Origin of the sequence: Pseudomonas sp. GM74 (assembly GCF_000282455.1) — a bacterium.
Lineage (GTDB): Bacteria > Pseudomonadota > Gammaproteobacteria > Pseudomonadales > Pseudomonadaceae > Aquipseudomonas.
This window is the reverse complement of record NZ_AKJG01000178.1, coordinates 1-625: the sequence shown is the minus strand read 5'-3', so window position 1 is coordinate 625 and position 625 is coordinate 1. Positions and strand designations below refer to the sequence as shown.

Here is a 625-nt window from a genome sequence, read left to right as displayed (position 1 = left end):
GATTTTACGACTGCTTCGCAGCCGAACGCCGCCTCGCGGGCTCGGCAGCTGCTACAGATCGCATTACCGCTTGACTGACTGGCATTACCGGCAAGCCCTGTCCATCTGTTGCGCCCAATGTTCACGGGACCGACGGCCACTGGCCGATACGCGACAGTCAACGCCTGCACCCGACAGTCACCCGGGCGGTGCATTGCGCTACGTAAAAAACCTGAGGAAAATGCTCGAAAACCGCGTACCAGACGGATGCAACAGGAGCGACTCGTTGACCCTTTCCCCCGAACAGGCTGTGCATTTCGGCCCCTACCGGGTCTACCCCGAACAACGCCTGGTGATGGAGGCCGACCATCCCTTGCGCCTGGGCCGGCGTGCCATGGACATCCTGTTGATCCTGCTGGAGCACGCCGGCAACGTGGTCAGCAAGCAACAACTGATCGCCCGGGTCTGGCCCAACAGCGTGGTCGAAGACATCAACCTGCGGGTCCACATGGCCGCGTTGCGCAAGGCGCTCGGCGACGGTCAGGCGGGTCAGCGCTACATCATCACAGTGGCCCAGCGTGGGTACAGCTTCGTCGCACCGTACTCTCTGGAACAGGCCGGGCAACCGCCGGCACCGGCGGGCGCC

Annotated in this window: 1 protein-coding gene; it reads left to right on the top strand. The window is 63.5% G+C overall.

The window, feature by feature from the left end:
- Nucleotides 1-265: 265 nt before the first annotated feature.
- On the top strand, nucleotides 266-625 hold a 360-nt coding region (locus PMI34_RS00045), incomplete at its 3' end, for a winged helix-turn-helix domain-containing protein (RefSeq protein ID WP_008054317.1).